Source organism: Burkholderia sp. AU4i (genome assembly GCF_000466765.1).
In the GTDB taxonomy this organism is placed as follows: Bacteria; Pseudomonadota; Gammaproteobacteria; order Burkholderiales; family Burkholderiaceae; genus Burkholderia; species Burkholderia cepacia.
This window is the reverse complement of the sequence record NZ_ASSI01000062.1, coordinates 1-19,387: the sequence shown is the minus strand read 5'-3', so window position 1 is coordinate 19,387 and position 19,387 is coordinate 1. Positions and strand designations below refer to the sequence as shown.

General features: G+C 63.9%; 18 protein-coding genes. 6 read left to right on the top strand and 12 right to left on the bottom strand.

What is annotated here, in order from left to right; translation table 11 throughout:
• From L810_RS15045 to L810_RS15030, 4 genes are all read left to right on the top strand, one after another.
• A partial coding sequence (locus tag L810_RS15045) for a cytochrome c oxidase subunit 3 (protein ID WP_257008869.1) occupies nt 1-652 on the top strand: 652 nt, incomplete at its 5' end.
• Nucleotides 649-1,050 (top strand): hypothetical protein, encoded by a 402-nt coding sequence (locus L810_RS15040; protein WP_021159141.1) that lies wholly within the window; start codon nt 649-651, stop codon nt 1,048-1,050. The genes L810_RS15045 and L810_RS15040, both read left to right, overlap by 4 nt.
• Entirely contained in the window at nt 1,041-2,678 is a 1,638-nt protein-coding gene (locus L810_RS15035) for a cytochrome c (protein WP_021159140.1), read from the top strand. The genes L810_RS15040 and L810_RS15035 overlap by 10 nt, the downstream gene beginning before the upstream one ends.
• 436 nt (nt 2,679-3,114) lie before the next feature.
• On the top strand, nt 3,115-3,825 hold the full coding sequence (locus tag L810_RS15030) for a response regulator (RefSeq protein WP_021159138.1): 711 nt from the start codon (nt 3,115-3,117) through the stop codon (nt 3,823-3,825).
• 69 nt (nt 3,826-3,894) lie between these two features.
• On the opposite strand, the gene L810_RS15025 is transcribed toward L810_RS15030, so the two are convergent.
• The 9 genes from L810_RS15025 to L810_RS14985 form a co-directional block, all read right to left on the bottom strand.
• Nucleotides 3,895-5,073, bottom strand: coding sequence for a YncE family protein (locus tag L810_RS15025; protein WP_021159137.1), 1,179 nt, complete (start codon nt 5,071-5,073; stop codon nt 3,895-3,897).
• A 61-nt stretch (nt 5,074-5,134) separates the two neighbouring features.
• Nucleotides 5,135-5,947 carry a creatininase family protein gene (locus L810_RS15020; RefSeq protein ID WP_042974835.1) on the bottom strand — a complete coding sequence of 271 codons (813 nt, stop codon included), beginning with the start codon at nt 5,945-5,947 and terminating at the stop codon, nt 5,135-5,137.
• A gap of 173 nt (nt 5,948-6,120) precedes the next feature.
• The gene (locus tag L810_RS15015) at nt 6,121-6,519 is read right to left on the bottom strand and encodes a RidA family protein (protein WP_021159135.1); all 399 of its coding nucleotides are present in this window, start codon (nt 6,517-6,519) and stop codon (nt 6,121-6,123) included.
• Nucleotides 6,520-6,629: 110 nt separating this feature from the next.
• Entirely contained in the window at nt 6,630-7,406 is a 777-nt protein-coding gene (benD, locus tag L810_RS15010; protein ID WP_021159134.1) for a benzoate diol dehydrogenase BenD, read from the bottom strand.
• Nucleotides 7,403-8,425 carry a benzoate 1,2-dioxygenase electron transfer component BenC gene (benC, locus tag L810_RS15005; protein ID WP_021159133.1) on the bottom strand — a complete coding sequence of 341 codons (1,023 nt, stop codon included), beginning with the start codon at nt 8,423-8,425 and terminating at the stop codon, nt 7,403-7,405. Before benC ends, benD begins: the two co-directional genes overlap by 4 nt.
• A 39-nt stretch (nt 8,426-8,464) precedes the next feature.
• Nucleotides 8,465-8,953 carry a benzoate 1,2-dioxygenase small subunit gene (benB, locus tag L810_RS15000; protein WP_021159132.1) on the bottom strand — a complete coding sequence of 163 codons (489 nt, stop codon included), beginning with the start codon at nt 8,951-8,953 and terminating at the stop codon, nt 8,465-8,467.
• Nucleotides 8,950-10,308 carry a Rieske 2Fe-2S domain-containing protein gene (locus tag L810_RS14995; RefSeq protein WP_021159131.1) on the bottom strand — a complete coding sequence of 453 codons (1,359 nt, stop codon included), beginning with the start codon at nt 10,306-10,308 and terminating at the stop codon, nt 8,950-8,952. Before L810_RS14995 ends, benB begins: the two co-directional genes overlap by 4 nt.
• Nucleotides 10,309-10,425: 117 nt before the next feature.
• A complete protein-coding gene (gene catA / locus L810_RS14990) occupies nt 10,426-11,370 on the bottom strand; it encodes a catechol 1,2-dioxygenase (protein WP_042974834.1) in 945 nt (314 codons plus the stop codon).
• 51 nt (nt 11,371-11,421) lie between these two features.
• The gene (locus L810_RS14985) at nt 11,422-12,558 is read right to left on the bottom strand and encodes a muconate/chloromuconate family cycloisomerase (protein WP_042974833.1); all 1,137 of its coding nucleotides are present in this window, start codon (nt 12,556-12,558) and stop codon (nt 11,422-11,424) included.
• Nucleotides 12,559-13,101: 543 nt separating this feature from the next.
• Between L810_RS14985 and L810_RS14975 the strand changes: the two genes are divergently transcribed.
• Complete coding sequence (locus L810_RS14975) at nt 13,102-14,289, top strand: hypothetical protein (RefSeq protein ID WP_063625733.1); 1,188 nt, start codon at nt 13,102-13,104, stop codon at nt 14,287-14,289.
• A gap of 38 nt (nt 14,290-14,327) precedes the next feature.
• Here L810_RS14975 and L810_RS14970 read toward each other — a convergent pair whose 3' ends face one another.
• From L810_RS14970 to L810_RS14955, 3 genes are all read right to left on the bottom strand, one after another.
• On the bottom strand, nt 14,328-14,549 hold the full coding sequence (locus L810_RS14970; protein WP_257008867.1) for a hypothetical protein: 222 nt from the start codon (nt 14,547-14,549) through the stop codon (nt 14,328-14,330).
• Nucleotides 14,550-15,168: 619 nt separating this feature from the next.
• Entirely contained in the window at nt 15,169-17,073 is a 1,905-nt protein-coding gene (locus tag L810_RS45195; protein ID WP_162175289.1) for a glycosyltransferase family 4 protein, read from the bottom strand.
• Between the two features lie 657 nt (nt 17,074-17,730).
• Nucleotides 17,731-17,964: a hypothetical protein gene (locus L810_RS14955; protein ID WP_009691834.1), complete on the bottom strand. Its 234-nt coding sequence runs from the start codon at nt 17,962-17,964 to the stop codon at nt 17,731-17,733.
• Nucleotides 17,965-18,938: 974 nt separating this feature from the next.
• Here L810_RS14955 and L810_RS14950 point away from each other — a divergent pair.
• Nucleotides 18,939-19,387 (top strand): aldehyde dehydrogenase family protein (locus tag L810_RS14950; RefSeq protein WP_042974827.1); only part of this gene is annotated, 449 nt, incomplete at its 3' end.

Sequence of the window (19,387 nt, the reverse complement as noted above, 5' to 3'; positions counted from 1 at the left end):
CGGGCGTCACCCGGACGAACCGCCCTCCGCGACGATGCCGCGCGGCGCGCCGGCCGCGTGCATCGAGCCGCTGCCGGTCGGCAGTTGCGGTGAACGCGCGGGCGGCTGGTGGGGCGTGCTCACGTTGATCGTGACCGAGGCCGGGCTGTTCGGTTACCTGTTGTTCTGCTACTTCTACCTGCAGTCGCAATCTTCCGCGCCGTGGCCGCCCGAAGGCATGCCGAAGATCGGGCTCGCGGCCGCCAATACGGTCCTGCTGCTGTCGAGCAGCGTGTTCGTGTGGCTCGCCGAGCGCGCGCTGCGGGCCGGCAGCCGGCCGCGCGCGGTCGCGATGCTCGTCGTCGCGCTGGTGCTCGGCACCGCGTTCGCGCTCGTCCAGCTGCACGAATGGCGCGGCCACCCGTACGGCCCCACCGCGCATCTGTACGGCAGCCTGTACTTCACGATCACCGGGTTCCACCTCGCGCACGTCGTGGCCGGTCTCGCGATCCTCGCGCTGCTCGCCGGCTGGACGGCCGCAGGCTTCTTCGGCCGCGAACGGCGCGTCGCACTGACAGTCGGCGGGCTCTACTGGCATTTCGTCGACTTCGTGTGGCTGTTCATCTTCACGGCACTGTACGTGTCGCCTCACTGGCTCAGGAGCCCGGGATGAACGGCGCGCGACGCTCGTGGACACCGTGGCTCGCGATCGCGGCCGGCCTCGTCGGCGCCCCCGCGCTGTGGTTCGCGCAAATGCTGGTGTCCGAAACGCTCGCCTCCACCGCGTGCTATCCGTTCGGCATCGAGCAGGCCGTGCCGCGCTGGGCACATGTTGGCGCGTGGCTCGCGCTGATCGCAGCGGGCGCTTTTGCGCTGGCCGCGGCCTGCGCGACGTGGCTCGCACACGCATGGCGACACCGGCACGATGCCGATGCGCCCGCCATGGCACGCGACGACAGCACGCGCTTTCTCGCGCGCTGCGGGATGCTCGCCGCGCTCGGCTTCGTGATCGGTCTCATGTTCACCGGGATCGTCACGGCTTTCGTGGGGCCCTGCACTCCATGGCACTGATCCTGATTCCGAATCCGAAGCCGCCCGGGTTCGCGCGGCTTCGCGTGCCGGGCCGCCGCACCGGCGTCGCGCTTGCGATATGCGCCGCGCTCGCGGGCTGCGGCCCGCACGACGAGAAGGGGACGAACGACAATACGGCACAAGCCGCGTCGTCGGCGTCCGCGCCGACGATCGAGCCCGACGCCGATTCGAATGACTGGCATTTCACGCGGATTCGCGAATCGGTGCCCGCTGCCAGCGCGGCGATGGCGGCGCGCGCGAACGACGATCCACGGCTTGCGCCGGTGCGCTCGGCCGGTGCCTCTGGTGCCTCTGGTGCCTCTGGTGCCTCTGGTGCCTCTGGTGCATCCGCGCCGCCGGGCCCGGTGCCGGACGCCCGAACCCGCCGCCCGGCCGTCGCAGCCGTCGCGGCCGCTGCCGCCGATACCGACACCGCGACGATCGCGCGCGGCCGTTACCTCGCCCGCGCCGGCGACTGCTCGGCATGTCACGACGCGGCCGATCACACGCCGTATGCGGGCGGCCAGCCGGTGAATTCGCCGTTCGGGCCAATCTATGCGCCGAACATCACGCCGGACCCGGTACACGGGATCGGCAACTACACGCTGCGCCAGTTCGACGATGCACTGCGGCGCGGCGTACGCGCGGACGGCGGCCGGCTGTATCCCGCGATGCCGTACCCGTCGTTCGCCCGCCTGAGCGACGACGACGTGCGTGCGCTGTACGCGTATTTCATGCGCGGCGTCGCGCCATCCCCGAACGTCGCCAGGCTCACGCAGTTGCCGTTTCCGTTCGACCAGCGCTGGGCACTCGCGCTCTGGAGCGCCGCGTTCGCCAACCGCGACCGGTTCGTGCCGCAGCCGTCGCAATCGGCCGAATGGAACCGTGGCGCGTATCTCGTGCAGGGGCCCGGCCACTGCGGCGCGTGCCATACGCCGCGCGGCCCCGGCTTCAACGAACGCGGCTACGACGAGCGCAGCGCCGCCTTCCTGACCGGCGGCATCAACGACCACTGGTTCGCGCCGAACCTGACCGGCGCGGACGCCGACGGCCTCGGCAGCTGGTCGGTGGACGATATCGCCGCCTTCCTTCGTGACGGTCATGCGGTGCGCGGCGCGGTGTTCGGCGCGATGGCACCCGTGGTCGGCGAGAGTACCGCGCTGCTCACCGACGCCGATCGCCGAGCGATTGCCGTCTATCTGAAATCGCTGCCGGCGCGCCCGACCGCCGCCACGAATCCGCTGGGCATCGGCACCCCGCGGCTGACGGCGGCCGGCCCGCGTCCGGAAGGCGGCCAACAGGCGCCCGGCGCCGGCGTGTATGCGGGCTTCTGCGCGCGCTGCCACGGTGCGGCCGGTACCGGTGTGCGCGATCACGGGCCGCCGCTCGCGGGGAATTCAGCCGTGCTCGCGGCCGACCCGACCAGCGCAATCCGCATCGTCGTGGAAGGCGCCCGCCCGGCTCCCGGGGAGCCGGGGCTGATGCGCCGGATGCCGTCGATGCGTGGCACGCTGACGAGCAGCGAGATCGCATCGGTGGTCAGCTATGTGCGCGGCGCGTGGGGCAATCGCGCGGCGCCGGTGTCCGAGCAGGAGGTGAGGCGGTTGCGCAAGGCGATCCGACGGTAGCGCGAAGGCAATCTTCCGCGCCGATACGGCGGGCCGCACGCCACCCGGCAGGTAATATTTTGTAATGATATGTAGAGCAATCTTTACCGGTTTTGCTCTGGCGACCGTGCGCGCCGCCCGCATGCGCGGCGACTTCGCAAACGTTTCCGCACGAACGACCTCCCGCCCGGTATTTCAGCCGGTTGCACGCCGGATACCGCTCCGAACGTGTTTACGCGTACATCGCGTCGTTCAACTAAACACGACATCGCCCCTTCGTGCATTCGCGTTCCTGCAACACGACGACGCCCCGCCCGCGGCGAGACTGACCGAACGATGCAGATTTCGCCACATTCTGCCGGAATGTTTCTCAGTATCATGCGCGTCACTTCGGCTTCCCCATGTTCGGACGGGCCTGAGCGCTCGCCACTTTCCCGTTTCGCCCCCTCGTTTAGCGATGCCCATCCGAATCCTGCTCGTCGAAGACGACGTCCCATTGTCCTCGCTGATCGCAGACTATCTGCGCATGCATCAGTACGAGGTGGACACGCTGTTCGACGGCACCGACGCCGTGTCCACGATCGTCGCGCGCCGCCCCGACCTGGTGCTGCTCGACATCAACCTGCCGGGCAAGGACGGCTTCGAGATCTGCCGCGACGCACGCATGCAGTACGACGGCATCGTCATCATGATGACGGCCCGCAACGAGCAGTTCGACGAGTTGCTCGGCCTGGAATTCGGCGCGGACGACTTTCTCCGCAAGCCGGTCGAGCCGCGCATCCTGCTCGCGCGGATCAAGGCCCACCTGCGACGGATGCGCTTGCGCCCCGTCGACGGCGCGCCGGCATCGCCGCAGCGATTCGAGTTCGGCAAGTTTTCGATCGACCGCGCGGATCGCAAGATTCGCCTTCCCGACGGCAGCGCGCCGCGCCTGACCTCGACCGAATTCGACCTGCTGTGGGCCCTCGTCTGCCGCGCCGGCGAAGTGGTCAGCCGGGAAGACCTGACGCAGCTGTTACGCGGAATCGAGTTCGACGGCTTCGACCGCTCGATCGACGGCCGCATCTCCAAGCTGCGCCGCAAGCTGCGCGACGACCTGACGGAACCGAAGCGCATCAAGACGATCCGCTGCAAGGGTTATCAGTTCAGCAAGCACGCGTGGGAGTGACGTGCCGCAGCGCGTGCGCGCTGTCGTGGCACGCGAGCGCACGACCGCGCGCACTGACCGTCCGCCGCCCTACCGCATGTTGCCGGTATGGCCCAGCGAATAGCGCCCCGGCTGCGGCCACACCGTCAGGCCGTGCGGCTCCATGCCGACGGGAATCGATCGAACCGTGCCGCTCGTGGTGTCGATCGCGTAGACGACGTCATCGAAGCGGCCTGACAGCCACAGCGTCTTGCCGTCCGCGCTGACATTGCCCATGTCGGGGCTGCCGCCGCCGGGGATCGGCCAGTTCGCGACCACCTTGCGCGTCGCGAAGTCGAGCACCGATACGCTGCCCTTGCCGTGGCGCGGCCCGTGGACGAGATTGGAGCCGCGATTCGCGATATAGAGCTTCGTGCCGTCGCGGCTCGGATACAGCCCGTGCGTACCGACGCCGGTCGGGATGAAACCGGTTTTCGCGAAGCGGTCGCCGTCGACGACGTATAGGCCGTCCGCCATCATGTCGGCGACATAGAACAGCTTGCCGTCCGGCGACACGCGGATGTCCTGCGGCATCCCTTTCCGGTCGAGTTCGAGGTAGCCGAGCACCTTGCGATTCACCAGGTCGATCTTCGCGAGCTTGCCGCCGAACTCGCACGTGAAGAGCGCATACCGGCCGTCGATCGAAAAGTCCGCATGGTTGATGCCCTTGCATTGCGGCACCTCGAGGCTCGATTTCAGCGCCATCGTGCCCGGGTCGTGGAAGTCGAGCCGCGCATGCGCCTCGGCCACGACGATCGCCTCCTTGCCGTCGGGCGTGAAATACATGTTGTACGGATCGTCGACGCGCACTGCCGGGCCGGGCTTGCCCGTCTTCGGATCGATCGGCGTCAGGCTGCCGTCGGTGCGCCCTTCCGCATTGTTGGCGACCCACAGCGTCCGCAGGTCCCACGCCGGCACGACGTGCTGCGGGCTGCGGCCGACGGCAAACCGGTCGACGACCTTGTACGTGGCCGGGTCGATCACGTAGACGTCGTTCGATCGCAGGTTCGGCACATAGATGCGCGGCAGCGCGCCCGCCACCACCGCGCTCATGCGGCCGGCCTGGGCCTCGCCGTACAGGTTGTCCGGGTTGATCACGGGCGGCATGCCGGGTACGGCCGCGACGGCGGACGCCGCGATCGCACCCTGGGCGCAAAAGCTGGCCAGCGCAGCCGCGACGACGATCGCGGGACGGGGGAAGCGGATATGAAGGCGAAGGCGCGGTTGCATGACGATGTCCCGGTTCGATGGCATGGAACGACGGCAAAGGCGGCGCAATGGCGCGGCGGCGTCAGCGGCCGGCGGTTTCCTTTCTGATCGCGTCGACGGTGCGCGACACGATCGCGTCGGTGCCCAGCCGGCCGAGTTCGACGCTCGCATGACGCGGATCGCCGCCGTAGACGCCGTCGACGGCGCCCGGCTTCGCGGCGTTGCGCAGCTTGTCGACCCTGACCATGCCCGGCGCTACCGCCAGCAGCAGCGACGTATCGGCCAGCCCCGCGTGCGTGCCGATGTCCGCGGCGGGCACACCGTGCTCGCGCAGGAGGTGGTCGTAACCGTCGGAGCTGGTGCCGTAATACTCGGCCGGCACGAACGCGCGCGCGCCCGTGCCGGCCCACGACTTGTTCAGCCGCGCGACCGACTGCCGGATGTCGTTCTGGTAGCCGCCGTGGTCGCCGAGGAACACGATGTTCGTGAAGCCATGGACCCGGAAGCTGTTGGCGGCGGACTCGAGGGTCTTTTCGAAGACGTCGTCGGGCACGGTGATCGTGCCGGGAAAGCGCATGTGCGACGTCGGCGGCGCATAACCGCCCTCGGGCACATAGGCGATGACGGGGGCGACGATCGCGTTGCCGAGGCCTCGCGCGATCCGCTCGGACAGTACCGCGACCCGCGCATTGTGCTTGCCCAGCGCGACGTACGGCCCGCTTTGCTCGGTTGCGCCGACCGGGATCAGGATGGTGGTCTTGCCGGCCCGGATGCTGTCGCGCAGCTCGGTCCAGGTCATGTCTTCGAGCCGCACCGTGGCGGGCGCCTGGGCGAGCGCGGCTTGCGCGACGGTGAAAGCGAAGGCGGCAAAGACGGCGCGTGGCAGGCATTTCATCGCGGATTCTCGACGGAAGGAAAGAGATGACGCTGCGTTCCCTCGCACCATAAACGAACTCGCGCGACTTGTCGCCGACCGCGGCGCAACGACGCACGCCCGACGTCGCGAGAAAGCATTTCGTCAGGATTGACCGGTGGATCGCGACGTCTCTCGCTCCGTGCCGGCAAGCGTCACGCCGGCAACACGGCCACCGCCTTGATCTCGACGATATAGCCGGGCGCGCCGCCCAGCATGTGCGCACCGACCGCCGTCCACGCCGGCTTCGGGTGGGCATCGAGGTAGCGGTCGCGCACCTGCATGAACAACGGCAGGTCGCGCATGTCGGTATGGAAGGTCGTCAGGTCGACCACGTCGCTGAACGATGCACCCGCCGCGTTCAGTACCTGCTTCAGATTCTCGAACGCCTGCACGATCTGTGCTTCACGATCCTCGACGAGTTGCATCGCCGCATCGCGGCCGATCTGGCCGGATACGTACAGCGTATCGCCGACCTTCAGGCCGGGCGCATAGCCGATCTTCTCGTACACCGCTGCCATTCCCGCCGGAACGATGGCTTTGCGATCACGCATGGGAGTCTCCGTGGCCGGCGTCTTCGCGCCGGCCGGTTGGTGGGTGGATAGATGGATGGGTTGTCGATGAACATCCTGGACACATGCCAGGCGGCGCGACGACGCACGACTCAACCCGTATCGCCGCCCGCGACCGGCAGCACCGTGCCGGTGATGTAGCTCGCCTCGTCGGAGGCGAGGAACAGGATCGGCGCGACCTGCTCGTCGAGGCTGCCGTAGCGTTTGAGATACGTCGATTCCGTGACCTGGCGCACGGCTTCGCCCATCCACGCCTGTTCCCGTTCGCTGTCGCCGGCCGCATTGCGCGGCACGCGGCGCGGCGGTGCGCTGGTGCCGCCCGGCGCGGTGGCCACGACCCGGATGTTGTGTTCCGCATATTCCATCGCGAGCGCCGACGTCAGTGCATTGACGCCGCCTTTCGCCGCCGAGTACGGCACGCGGCGAATCCCGCGCGTCGCGTTCGACGAGATGTTGACGATCGTGCCGCCGCCGCGCGCGAGCAGGTGCGGCAGCACCGCATGACACGTATAGAGCGTCGGCATCAGCGAACGGCGGATTTCCGCGTCGATCTGCGCGGGCTCGAATTCGGCGAACGGCCGCATGCGGATCGCGCCGCCCACGCCGTTGATCAGGATGTCGATACCGCCGAACGTCTGCACCGCGTGCGCGATCGCCGCATGCGCACCGTCGTAGGTTTCGAGATCCGCGACGAACCCGGCCGTCTCGCCGCCCGTCGCTTCGGCCGCGACCTCGGCGACGAAATCCGCGCGATCGACGAACAGCACCCTGCCGCCTTCGGCTGCCGCGCGCAGCGCGACGCCGCGGCCGATGCCCTGCGCGGCCCCCGTGACGACGATGACCTTGCCTGAGAATCGCTGCATGATCATGCCGCCTTTGCAGTGACGTTGGGGGTGAACTTCTCGTAGTGGAAGCTGTTCGGCTTCACGCCTTCGTCGTCGAAATACTTGCGCACCGCGTCGACCATCGGCGGCGGCCCGCACAGATACACGTCGACGTCGCCGTCGTTCAGCGCATCGGCCGGGATGTGCTGGGTGACCCAGCCCTTGCGCGGATGGCTCGACGCTGCGTCGGCCACGACCGTCGCGAAGCTGAAGTTCGGCAGCTTCGCCGCATACGCTTCGATCGCATCGACGAGCACGAGGTCGAGATCGCGCGTCACGCCGTAGATCAGGTGCACCTTCTGCTGCGAGCCGCTGCGCGCGAGCACTTCGAGCATCGACAGGAACGGCGCGAGCCCCGTGCCGCCGGCCAGGAACAGCAGCGGCCGCTGCACGTCGCGCAGGTAGAAGCTGCCGAGCGGCCCGTGCAGTTCGAGCGTGTCGCCGGGCCGCGCCGATTCGAGCCACGTGCTCATCACGCCGCCGGGGATCTTCTTGATCAGGAAACTCACCTTCGCATCGGCCGGCGCCGACGAGAACGAATACGAACGGTGCTGGCCGCTCGCCGGCACGTCGATGTTCACGTACTGGCCCGGCAGGAACACGGGCGCGGCCGTGCCGACGTCGAGTTCGAGCACGACGGCCGCATCGTTGTGCTGCTCGACCTTCGTCACCGTGGCCGCGAACCCGCTCTGGCCCGTCTTGCACGCGACCGACGACGTCGGCACCGCGATCACGCAATCGCTTTGCGGCACCATCTGGCAGGTCAGCACGAGGCCGCCGTCCTTTTCGTCTTCGGTGAGCGCGTCGTCGATGTAGTCGTCGCCGAGATCGTAGCGGCCGCTCTCGGCGCGGCACTTGCAGGTGCCGCACACGCCGTCGGAGCAATCCATCGGCAGGTTGATCTTCGCGCGGAAGGCCGCGTCGAGAACCTTCTCGCCGGCCTTGCAATCGATGAAGCGGGTTACCCCGTCCTCGAAATTCAGTGCAATCTTGTAGCTGGACATGGCGTCACCTCCACTTCCTTTCATGACAAAACAACAGCGTCAGACGTGATAGACGTCGAGCACCTGCCGGATGTAGTCGTTCTTCAGCACGATCTTCTTGTACGAGATCAGCAGCTCATCGCCCGCGTTGCGCAACGTGACGAACATCGTGCCGAAGAAGTGATCGGTCACGCGGTAGCGGTGGTTCAGCGTGTGAAAGTTGTAGCGCACGTCCACTTCGTTCTCGCGTTCGGCCAGCACCTCGACGTTCGTCACGTTGTGGCTGGTGCGCGGCTCGGGCGTCGATGCGCCGCTGCGCTCGGTCTTGATCCGGAACACGCGATCCTCGAGGCCGCCGCGGTCTGCGTAATACATCAGCGAGATCTGGCTTTGCGGATCGTCGGTCGGCCGATCGTCGTCGTCCCACGCGGGCATCCAGTACGTGACGTCCTCCGTGTAGCAGGTCAGCCACTCGTCCCACTGGCGATCGTCGAGCAGGCGCGCTTCGCGATACAGCGCGGCGCAGACAGTCCGGTAATCGAAGCTCATGCTGCCACCTCCCCGCGTTCCTTCTTCAGCGCATCGCGCATCACATTCACCCAATGTTCGTGCTGGCACACGAACAGCCCTTCGTCCTCGCTGCGCTCGCCGGAAATGCGCGGGTTCAGCCCCATCTTCCTCGCGTTCTCGTCGGGCCCGTCGACCCACAGCGGCGCGCCGCGCGACAGGTCGTTCCACATCGCCGTGATGCCCGCATAACCGGCCTGGCACGCGCGAAACTCCTCGAGATCGTCGGCGGTACCCATGCCCGTCACGTTGAAGAAATCCTCGTACTGGCGGATGCGGGTCGTGCGGTCGGCTTCGCTCTCGCCCTTCGGCGCGAAGCAGAAGATGCTGACCTCGGTCTTGTCGACGCCGAGCGGCCGCACCACGCGGATCTGCGTGCTGAACTGGTCCATCAGGAACACGTTCGGGTACACGCACAGGTTGCGCGTCTGGTTGACGATGAAGTCGGCCTGCACGTCGCCGACGCGCGCCTTGATTTCATCGCGATGCTGGTACACGGGCCGCACTTCCGGGTTCATCGTCTTCGTCCACAGCAGGATGTGGCCGTTGTCGAAGCCGTACACGCCCGCGACCGACTTGCTCCAGCTGTTCGCGTCGACGGCCTTGGTGCCGTCTTCCTTGCGGCGGCCCATCGTCGCCGCGTAGTTCCAGTGCACGGTGCTGACGTGGTAGCCGTCGCAGCCGTTCTCCATCTGCATCTTCCAGTTGCCTTCGTAGATGTAGGACGAGTTGCCGCGCAGCACCTCGAGCCCGTTCGGCGCCTGGTCGACGATCTGGTCGATGATCACGCGCGCCTCGCCGAGGTAGTCCTCGAGCGGCAGCACGTCGGCGCCGAGGCTGCCGAACAGGAAGCCGCGATAGTTCGCGAAGCGCGCCACCTTCTTCAGATCGTGCGAACCGTGCGTGTTGAACTGCACCGGGTATTCCGTCGTCTTCTCGTCCTTCACCTTCAGCAGCTTGCCGGTGTTCGAGAAGGTCCAGCCGTGGAACGGGCACGTGAAGCTGCCCTTGTTGCCGTGCTTGCGGCGGCACAGCATCGCGCCCTTGTGCGCGCAGGCGTTGATGACCGCGTGCAGCTCGCCGGTCTTGTCGCGCGTGATCACGATCGGCTGGCGGCCGATCCACGTCGTGTAGTAATCGTTGTTGTCGGGAATCTGGCTTTCGTGCGCCAGGTACACCCAGTTGCTTTCGAAGATGTGCTTCATCTCGAGCTCGTACAGCTCGGCGTTCGTGAAGATGTCGCGGCGGCAGCGGAATACGCCGGCCTCCTTGTCGTCCTGCACGGCGGTGGCGAGCAGGTGATCCAGGTCGTTGGCTTGGTCGATCGTGGCGGACATGATGGCTCCTCCCATGCGCGTGCCGCGTTCTGCAAGCACGCTCGCATCGGTAATCGGTTGAATCTCGCGGGAACCCGGCCGGCGGCGGCGCCTGCGCGCCGCCGAGCCGTCGGGCGGTTATGCCGTGGCGGAAGCGCGCAGGCGTTCGACGATCTGGTTGTCCTTGCCCTCGACGCGCGGCGTCAGGACGAAGTTGAACTCGATGTCCTGGTAAGCGTCGGCCTTCAGGCCGAGCGCGGCGCCGCCGGTCTTGCCGGTGACGGGCGGGATCAGTTCTTCGCGGGTCGCATACGCGAAGTCATCCCAGATCAGCGGGTCGCCGTCGATGTTGAACTGGGTCGTCAGCTTGCGGTGGCCGTCGCTGGTCACGAAGAAGTGCACGTGCGCCGGGCGGTTGCCGTGGCGGCCGAGGCTGTCCAGCAGCTGCTGCGTCGCGCCCTGCGGCGGGCAACCGTAGCCGACCGGCATCAGCGTGCGGAATTCGTACTTGCCGTCTGCGCCCGTCTTCACCGCGCCGCGCAGGTTGAAGTCGCTCTGCTTGCCGGTCGGGTCGAAGTGCGAGTAGAAGCCGTGCGAGTTCGCATGCCAGCACTCGACCACCGCGCCGGCCACCGGTTTGCCGTCGACACCGGTGACCGTGCCGTGGATCACGAGCGGGCCCGCGCCGTCGTCCGCATCGAGGTCGATCTTCGCGACGCCGTCGCGCACCGGTGCGCCGGCGACGTACAGCGGCCCTTCGATCGTGCGCGGCGTGCCGCCGTCGAGGCCGAGCGCTTCGTCCTCGGCGTCCATCCGGATGTCGAGAAACTTCTCGAGGCCGAGGCCGGCCGCGAGCAGCGCCGCTTCGCCGTCCTGGCCGAGCTTGTTCAGGTAGTTCACGCCGGCCCACACTTCGTCGGGCGTGATGTCGAGATCGTCGATCGCCTTGAACAGGTCGCCGAGCAGCCGCAGCACGACCTGCTGCGTGCGCGCGTTGCCGCCCTTCGGGTTGTCCGCGCCCGCGTTCGACGCGGCCTTCAGCAGATCCTGCACTTCCCGGGTTTCGAAAACTTTGACGCTCATGATGATGTCTCCACGTGTATTTGGGGGAATGACGGCGGTGCGTGACTCGGGTTACCGCGCGACGCGGGTGAGTCCGTCGCGGGTGAAACGCCTGACCTTGTCCTCGTCGAGTTCGATGCCGAGACCGGGGCCGTCCGGCACGGTCAGTTCGAAGTCGCTGTAATCGAGCGGCTGCGTCAGGATCTCTTCGGTGATCAGCAGCGGCCCGAACAGTTCGGTGCCCCACTGCAGGTTCGCGAAACTCGCGAACAGGTGCGCGGACGCCACCGTGCTGAACGCGCCTTCGAGCATCGTGCCGCCGTACAGCTCGATGCCGGCCGCGTCCGCGATCGCGGCCACGCGCTGCGCGGCGAACAGGCCGCCGCTCTGTTCGATCTTGATCGCGAACACGTCCGCGCCGTGATGCTTCGCGATCTCGAATGCGCTGTCGGGGCCCTGCAGGATTTCGTCGGCCATCAGCGCGACCGGGAAGCGGCGCATCAGGCGCGCCAGCGCCGCGGCCGAGGCCACCGGCTGCTCGACCAGTTCGCAGCCGGCATCGGCCAGCGCCGGAATCGCGCGCGCGGCCTGAGTTTCGCTCCACGCCATGTTCACGTCGACGCGCACCGATGCGCGATCGCCGATGGCCTTCTTGATCTCGGCCACGTGCCGGATATCCGTCTCGGGCGCCTTCGCGCCGATCTTCAGCTTGAACACGTTGTGGCGGCGCTGGTCGAGCATGCGCTCGGCTTCGGCGATGTCGGTGGCAGTGTCGCCCGACGCGAGCGTCCACGCGACCGGCAGGCGATCGCGCCGGCGCCCGCCGAGCAGCTCGCTCACCGGCACGCCGAGCCGCTTGCCGTGCGCGTCGAGCAGCGCGGTTTCGAGCGCGCTTTTCGCGAAGTGATTTACTTTAGCCAGCTTGCCGAGGAACGCCATCAGTGTCTGGATGCGCGTCGCATCCTTGCCGACGATCGCCGGCGCGAGGTACGCGTCGATCGCGAGCTTCATCGCTTCGGGGCTCTCCGGGCCATAGGCCATGCCGGCGATCGTCGTGCCTTCGCCGAAGCCCGTCACACCGTCGCTGCAGAACACCTTCACGAGCATCAGCGTCTGGCCGTGCATCGTGGCCACCGACAGCTTGTGCGGGCGGATCGTCGGCAGGTCGACGAGGCGGGTTTCGATACGTTCGATGGTGACGGAGGACATGGGGCACGCGGTGGGGGTGAAGTTCTTGAGGCGATTTATACGTCCCGGCCAGATGGAGCGTCCAATACTTTTAGGCGGGATTTTTGATACCTGACAGGTATTGAATTCACGCTCATCACGCTGAATACTGCGGCGCGCCATACCTGTTTTGGCTAGGTATGCGGGCTGAGAAGCTTGATGGGGCGCGGTCGTGCGGGTGCGGGGTACCGTTCGGACGGGGGCGCAATGCGGCGGCTCGTGGCGGCGGGAAAATGGCCTGAAACCGACGGTCTGCCGAGTCGATCAGGGTTTTCCTGACGCGGAAAATGGTGCGGCTGGCCGTCCGGCTTTCAGCTTCGGCGTCGATTTCCGCGAACAACTGGAAGGAATCGGGTTGGCGGGTGTTCGCACAGGCAATCAACGATTGCGTAGCCAACCTTCAATCAGGCTGATGGGCGAATTTCCGTGTACGGCCACGAACGGACGCTCCGCAAAGCGTAGACTGCCGTTGTTTTAACCGCGCCGCACCCGTTCCTGGCATCCTTCCACCGTCGACGAGTTGCTATGTCACTTCCCGCCAATTTCGTTGCTGATCTCGACTGCCCGCCGCTCACCGAGATCCTCGCTGAGTTGCAGCGCAAGAATCGAGAGCCGAAATCGACGTTTCTTGCTCTCAGAAACGAAGTCGCGCCAAGCGATCTGTACTGCTACTTCCGCGCTCGATTCGGTGTTCCGAATGGCCCGCAAAATCTCTTGCGGAATGACAGCTCGGAGAACCTGATCCATTGGGAGTGGATGCTACGGGCGTCTACTGGCTGGGTGCTGTTCCAGGGAATGAACTTCCGAACCGCGGTCATCCTTATTGACGTCTCTGGCATCAGCCAGGCAGACATGCCAGATCTCGCCACCCAGATCAAGGCTGACTTCGCGAGTCACGGCCAGCAGATGGCTCAGGTGCGAAAGTCGCTCGAGGACTGGACCGAATTCGTGAATCCGTATCAGCGAATCCGCAGTTCAGTCGACTCGCTCCTCCGCGAACTCAACGCTTTGAACCTTCGACCCGAAGACGACGCAATGCCGGACATCGCAAGCGTCCAGCAGGTGCTTAACACCGACTGGTCTGACGTAACCACTAGGTATTCGAAGGGCCTTGGCCTGTGCTTCGGCATCCGATCGATGCTCCCGGTAATGGCCGAAGCTTTCGTCAATCTCCTGCTATTCGCCCTCATGCGGCCCGAGCTAAAGTCCAATCAGAGGCTGCGAGACAACACGATCCGCCAACCAATCGATATTAGGATCATGAACCTGTCGGTGACCTGCCTGGGCTTCGAATCCCAGGTGGACTACGAGCACGCAGCATTCAAGGCGTATCACACGCTGGTGAATGAGAGAAACAACTTGCTTCATGGCAATGTTGTGCTTGAGCAACTCAAATTCAACGAGGTCTATTTCCACGGCACCGTTCCCGTCTTCAAGCAGTACCGATCGCTATGGGAGCGCACGGTTGGGGTTGATATTCAAGCTGTTGGACTGCACCGTCTGGCAAATGAAGTCCAGGTCGTAAACAACATGGTGGCTCAACTGAAGACCCACCTGACCCCGGTGACACGCGATCACATCGAACGAGTGTCTGAGCAACGCAACCTTGCTCTCGACGAAGGGAGAGGGAAGTTCGGTGTGTTGTTCTCCAGGCGCCTCGTCGATACGTTCGCGCTCGACGACGGTGAAGCCGACCCGAATACTGCGGCTTGAGTCGGGGCGAATGGGCTGACACGTTCCCGAGTCGATAACTAGAGCGCGCCTAATTCCTGACGCCAGAACATCTCACACCGCTCCAGCGACGCACCGACAAGACGAGCGGCGTCAAATGCGACCTTAAGCGCCGTCGCTGGATCGTCACTCAGGATGTAATCAATCGGCATCACCTCCGGCACGATAACCCCGCGACTGGTCCAGTAGCGCTTTTCGTTGAGCTTATGCGAGGCGAAATCCTTCGTGATGTGTTTCGCCAAATAGCCAGCCAGCTTGTGACGCAAACTCTGGGGTGAATATGATGTGATTATTCGTTTAGACGTGCTTCACTGAACGACCGCTTTCGAGAATCTTGGCTGACTACTCCGGGTCGGCAACCGTCGGCCGCATCCGTCGGTTGGCGGCCAGTCTGAGACGTTCGCGTGTGTCTTGCAACGGTCGCTGGAACGGCGCCTCCGCTCCGAAACCTGCCCAATGCTCGACAGCTGGGGCGTGTCGACTGGCGCGCCCTGATCGCAGAGCGGCACTATTAGCGCGAGTTAGTGGGCACAGATGGCAAAGAGGCGACATACCCCTATCCTCTCATCGAGACTGTGATGTTAAACGCCCGATCCCCACGGTTGTAACCGCGGCAGACTTGATTGGCTTTCCCACGGACGACGCGATGAATCGTCCGTCGAGTAATGCTCCGCAATCATTGAACGCGCCAGCGCTGGCTCCTAAGTGCCGTATTGTCAACATTCATTAATTGGCGAGGGCTCGGGCATCGGACAGTGGCGCCTCTTTCTAATTTTCCTTCGATTGGCAATGACCTCTTCGGGTAAGAGTTCAGAGGCAGCTAGTGCTGGCACGGCAATGGTTAATAGGACGCCGACGCTCCTAGTGTGAGCCAATTCGCCATTCTAAAAGGTGCCCCAATGGCGGCGGTTGCGTACCGTCCTCGATTGACTTGGCATAGAATGCCCGAAGGTACGCCGCAGCGATATCACTACAGCAGTCAAACCAAAGATCTCCCAACGTGGCGCCATCATTTATAGTAAATAGCGGCTCGTAGAAATCCTTACTCTCGAGCAATTTCGTTGGAATCCGCACACTAAAAGTCTTGTAAGGTTCGAACCTCACTGCGTCGATGTACGTCTTCTCCTCTTCGGACGTAGGCCGACCGAGAATATCGATCAACTGTACGAACGCCAATGCGCGGTCATGATCCGTGGGAAATGGGAGATCGGCGAAATCCGGTGCCGCAAGCGAGAGCAACGCTCCGTTCAAAAATTCCTCTAGCTTCTTAATCTTAGGTTGATCTGCTCTGAACCTAAGCGCTGCATCAGCGCGCAAGTCTGCGTCAGGATCAGAACTCGCCATCTCAAGCAATCTGTCTAAGTAACTCGATTTGACGTTGACACTCGCTCCTGAAATCCCATTACAGAGAGCATAAAAGGCGCTCCGAATGCGTCGGACGCCCGTGATGCAACGATACGCAACTTGATCCTGTTCATCCAGTCCAACATCTACTTCGATCGTAAGGTCTACAATCAAAGGGTCGAGGTTGCTTGAGCTAGATGGTTTTGCCTCATGTTGGCTGCTCGACGTTTTGAGCGGATAGCCACACTCAACGACAAAGTCATCCAGCGTTTCACTCACGCCGCCTTGTGCTCGCACCGCTGTCAGCAATTTTTCGGCTCGTTGATGTGCATCCAACGGATATTCAATTCGAGATCGAATTCGATTGGCTAGCTCGTCAATCTGCTGATTAACGGCGTCGTCCGTGTTGTGATGTTGTACCGATACACCATCGACAAACGCCGCTTGTCCGAGTGACTGTACAAAGCGGTAGAAGCCTGAATTCTTCGAAACGACCAATGGGACGCCGCAACACATGGCTTCCCACGCAACAAGGCCGAATCCTTCATGCACGGATGGCATCACAAAAAGGCTGGCATCCTTGACTACGTTGAGCATCTCGGCTCGCGAGTCTGTGAACTGCAAGCACTTGACGGGAATCCGATAACCGGCTTCCCGTTCGAGAAGTTCTCTGAACTCGTCGATCAAAGCTGGGTCAGGATCAAACCCATAAATGTCTACGCTAGCGTCGTGCACATCTTCCGCCAAGTGGCGCAATGCTCGTCCGATGGCTCGTGCCGCTAGCGTTCCCTGTTTGACCGCATCGTTGCTGGCTTCAATTCGGCCCGAGTAAAGGATCCTGGGAGCACTGCGCGGCGTCGAGGAGGGCTCGATGCTAAGCAACGGCGGAAGTAAAAGCTTCGGTTCAGGCATCTCCTGAGATAAACGCCTGATATCCTTCAGGCTATCTAAAAGCAGCGGTCCAACCGCAAAGCACCGATCTGCCTTAGGAAAAAGCCGTTGTTGATGTTTCTCCTTGGCCCTCGCCGCTTCCGGGTCGCGCATTAATGCGATGTAGCGCCCGTATGCCATGTGATGAATCAAAATCTTTTTTGCACCGAGTTTATCAGCAATCTCGATAGCTAAATCCCCGGTAACTACATCGTGTCCCACTACTGCATCGATCCGTCCAACGTCCTTCAACAAAGTGACGGCTTGCAAGGCATCGTCGACGGGCAGCAGAAATTTGTCACCGGTACTTCTTAAAGGAAGAACGCGTGTTAGGTGTGAAAGTGATTTGTCCACGCATTGCGTGCTGGGTACCAGGCAGATGGTACGAAGGTCGTCATAGGTTGCTAGAACCGGGAGCATTTCAGCGTTGAAAACGTTGACACCCCCATGCACTGCGCCCAGGTGACTCACCACAAAAACGATCGTTGTCATAGAATCTACCCGCTTTAATGGATGCATGACATTCTACGTCTTTCGTAGTCGCCTCACTAAGGTTTAACGTTTCCGTCGAGTACACACAGCCTGCGTCGAGCCTTATCGATACGGTTTCCCGCACACCGCGATGGGGGAATGGCCGGTGACGGCCGGCAGAGCCGACCTAATTCGCCTTGTTGCAGCGTCTGAAGTGAACAGGTAAGCAGAAGGCCCGGGGAGCGGCAAGCCTATCAACCGAACACAGTCCGGAGGGGGTGTCGTCCGGGTCGAGGTCCTCGAGGAGTAGTTGCCTGAGTCCTGAGAACTCAGGGGCAATATACAGTCGATAGTTCACGTTGCGACAAAACCGAGGATGTATTTACTAGGGAGCTCCCGGGTCTTTTGAGAATGCCAACTAGTTGGCGTGCAGCAGCTGCGACGCTGGACCGCGAGCGGCTATGGCTGACCTACCGTCGTCGCGAAGCCGACTTGGATGACCGCACCACTCTGTCATCCGCCGTTTAACTGGCGATAGCGCGACGGGGGGCTGTGGGTCGATCTGCGCCGGTCATGCGTCACAGACCGGCGGCCGGCCGCCGTCGGCGATGGATTCAAGCGGCCGTTCGACACAGCTTTTTAGATCGTCGGCAATCGGTGCAGATAAGGGCGTAGCCTTTAGCGGTTACCGTCGATCAGGTCGTTCAGCAGCGCATCGAACGCGGCCTGTGCGTCTTCAAGTTCCTGCAGGGCGGCATCAAAGGTTTGCAGCGCGAACGGCGAAGGCTCGCCGCTGCCTTGCGGCGGAAATTGCTTCTGCATCGAGGCGAACGTACTCTGCACGCGCAGCGTGGCGGCCACCATGCGCTCCATCGCCTGGGTTTCTTCGGCTCGGGCCTGTTCCGGACTCATTCCTCTCTCCTTGGATGGTTTTCTTGAAGATCAGATCGTACACGCTGTGTCCGTTCTTGCCGCCCTTGGCAGAACGACTCCGCTGAAGGTTCCAACGGCACGCTGCGGGAGAAGCGATTTAATCGGGAAGGATTCCGCAGTCGCGCCGAGGCCAAGATACTCATCGGGCGTGGCTGCAAAATCCCGCCGCGGGTCACTATCAGTAAAATCAAATCTCGATGGTTATAGACATGAACCGCAATAGAACGCGCACGGCCGTGTGTTTGCTCGCGCTCTTATTCTTGTCAAAGGTTGGAGCGCAAGGCGTGAGGACCGAGCCGTTGCCTTGGCACCGGCGCCATCAAGTACTTGCCTACGGTAGCTGTGGATGTGCCGATAGTTGCTGGGTCGCGACGTTAACCGATACCCGGACTCATGCAAAGGTGGCAACCTTACGCTGCGATTGCGCGGAAGTATTTTTTTCCAAGAATGACGGGAAGGAACAGGTATACGCACGGACCTGTGCGGCCTTTGAGGGCAATGACAAGTTTGGCCGTATTGTCCAAACCATGGAAGCTTTAACGCGCTAGCACCGGGATAGGCACCGCTATGCGGTGCAACGTTCGTGGCGAATGCTTCGAATGTCCGTTTTGGGCAAACACGACCCCCTTGCGGGTCGCCAACTACCGCTCCGACGAAGCGTGAGCTCAGGTGTCTTCCCACAGGTTTGCGCGCCGAGCCTTCAGACGCAGCGCACGTCGCACTACACCTGCCATAACCTGCCGAGTCCCCAGACGGCGTGCGGCACCAATCCGCACAACGACTGTTCAGTTTCCGCACACAAATTCGCAGACGCCCCCCATTCCGCGCGCCCTCCGCGGGTGGGAAGAAACCCGGATAGCCCCGCTTCGCCGCGCCCGCCTACCCTCGCGCGCATGCCGGTCGGGACGATCCAAGGCCCGATCCGGCGGGTCGGAATTTCCTCAGGAGCGTACATGGATAGCAGCAGCAACACGGCACTGTTCGACGCCGACATCTGGCACGGCAAGACTTTCAACGGACGCTGGCACGCCAGCCCGCACGCGGCCGACGTGATCGAACCCGCGACCGGCAACACGCTCGGCCGCCTCGGCCTCGCGGATGGCGCAGCGGTGGCCGAAGCGTCGGCCGCCGCACATCGCGCACAGCCCGCATGGTTCGCGCTGCCGTACGACGAGCGCGCGGCCGTCCTGCGCCGCGCGGCCACCGTCGCGGAAACGCACTTCGCTGCGATCGTCGACTGGCTCGTGCGCGAAAGCGGCTCGACGCGCGCGAAGGCGTCGTTCGAGACGTCGGTCACGATCAAGGCGCTGCACGAAGCAGCCGGGCTGCCGTCGCGCGCGGCCGGCGAAGTGCTGCCGTCGGCGGCCGGCCGGCTGTCGCTCGCGCGCCGCCGCCCGCGCGG

Excerpts from the sequence above, each read along its gene's own strand:
- L810_RS15040 (WP_021159141.1), top strand. The coding sequence starts at position 649 with ATGAACGGCGCGCGACGCTCGTGGACACCGTGGCTCGCGATCGCGGCC.
- L810_RS15035 (WP_021159140.1), top strand. The coding sequence starts at position 1,041 with ATGGCACTGATCCTGATTCCGAATCCGAAGCCGCCCGGGTTCGCGCGG.
- L810_RS15030 (WP_021159138.1), top strand. The coding sequence starts at position 3,115 with ATGCCCATCCGAATCCTGCTCGTCGAAGACGACGTCCCATTGTCCTCG.
- L810_RS15025 (WP_021159137.1), bottom strand. The coding sequence starts at position 5,073 with ATGCAACCGCGCCTTCGCCTTCATATCCGCTTCCCCCGTCCCGCGATC.
- L810_RS15020 (WP_042974835.1), bottom strand. The coding sequence starts at position 5,947 with ATGAAATGCCTGCCACGCGCCGTCTTTGCCGCCTTCGCTTTCACCGTC.
- L810_RS15015 (WP_021159135.1), bottom strand. The coding sequence starts at position 6,519 with ATGCGTGATCGCAAAGCCATCGTTCCGGCGGGAATGGCAGCGGTGTAC.
- benD (WP_021159134.1), bottom strand. The coding sequence starts at position 7,406 with ATGATCATGCAGCGATTCTCAGGCAAGGTCATCGTCGTCACGGGGGCC.
- benC (WP_021159133.1), bottom strand. The coding sequence starts at position 8,425 with ATGTCCAGCTACAAGATTGCACTGAATTTCGAGGACGGGGTAACCCGC.
- benB (WP_021159132.1), bottom strand. The coding sequence starts at position 8,953 with ATGAGCTTCGATTACCGGACTGTCTGCGCCGCGCTGTATCGCGAAGCG.
- L810_RS14995 (WP_021159131.1), bottom strand. The coding sequence starts at position 10,308 with ATGTCCGCCACGATCGACCAAGCCAACGACCTGGATCACCTGCTCGCC.
- catA (WP_042974834.1), bottom strand. The coding sequence starts at position 11,370 with ATGAGCGTCAAAGTTTTCGAAACCCGGGAAGTGCAGGATCTGCTGAAG.
- L810_RS14985 (WP_042974833.1), bottom strand. The coding sequence starts at position 12,558 with ATGTCCTCCGTCACCATCGAACGTATCGAAACCCGCCTCGTCGACCTG.
- L810_RS14975 (WP_063625733.1), top strand. The coding sequence starts at position 13,102 with ATGTCACTTCCCGCCAATTTCGTTGCTGATCTCGACTGCCCGCCGCTC.
- L810_RS45195 (WP_162175289.1), bottom strand. The coding sequence starts at position 17,073 with ATGACAACGATCGTTTTTGTGGTGAGTCACCTGGGCGCAGTGCATGGG.
- L810_RS14955 (WP_009691834.1), bottom strand. The coding sequence starts at position 17,964 with ATGAGTCCGGAACAGGCCCGAGCCGAAGAAACCCAGGCGATGGAGCGC.